The following is a 935-nucleotide window of genomic DNA, read 5'->3' on the forward strand; positions in this document are numbered from 1 at the left end:
AGAGTCTGTCCGGGATCATGATCTTTTTTGACAAAGCTTTCTCAGCATGATGCGGATTGAAGCGAGGCACAAGAACGCCAAGGCGTTTCGGTTGAGGCACTCCCAATCCTTGGCCAAGCGGCGGCAGCGGTTGAACCAAGCGATGGTACGTTCGACGATCCATCGCTTGGGCAAGACCGCAAAGCCCTTTGCGATATCGGAGCGCTTGACGATCTCCACGTCGATTTGCCGGAGAATTTTGCGAACGGCGGACTGAAAGATCGGTCCTTGATAGCCGCCGTCGGCATAGAGCTTCAGCAGGAATGGATGCAGGCCAAACAGTGTGGCCATCACCAGCACCCCGCCGTCACGATCCTGGATGTCGGCCGAGTGCACGAGGGCGTGGAGCAGCAAGCCTTGGGTATCGACTAGGATGTGGCGCTTCTTGCCCTTGATCTTCTTTCCCGCATCGTAGCCATGCGGGTCAATCCACGCCCCCCTTTTTCCGCGCTCTTGACGCTTTGACTGTCGATGATGGCGGCGCTCGGGCTGGGTTCTCGGTTGGCCAGCTCACGACATTGTACATAGAGCGCGTGATGGATGCGATCGAGCGTGCCGTCCCAAGCCCACAAGTCAAAATAGTCGTGCACCGTGCTGCGCGGCGGCAGGTCCTTCGGGATCGCTCGCCATTGGCAACCGGTGCTCAGCACATACATCAGGCCATTGACCACCTCGCGTACATCGACCGTGCGCTTGTTGCCGCCTCGCTTGGCTGGCGCAATCAGCGGCTCCACCAACGCCCATTCCTCATCGGTCAAATCGCTCGGATAGCGTAGCCGGCTTCGGTCGTAACGACCACGGCTCTCCTTCGTCCACATCGGCGCCCCTTCAAATCGGACCGCCACCCTTGAATCACAAATGATTCCGATGATTCAAGATGTTCCCGGACAGACACT

Annotated in this window: 1 pseudogene; it reads right to left on the reverse strand. The window is 58.3% G+C overall.

Annotated features, from left to right (window positions below):
• Window positions 1-15 precede the first annotated feature (15 nt).
• Window positions 16-857, reverse strand: a pseudogene (locus tag QQL28_RS45710) (IS5 family transposase).
• Window positions 858-935 lie beyond the last annotated feature (78 nt).

Origin of the sequence: Bradyrhizobium iriomotense (genome assembly GCF_030160715.1) — a bacterium.
GTDB lineage: Bacteria > Pseudomonadota > Alphaproteobacteria > Rhizobiales > Xanthobacteraceae > Bradyrhizobium > Bradyrhizobium iriomotense.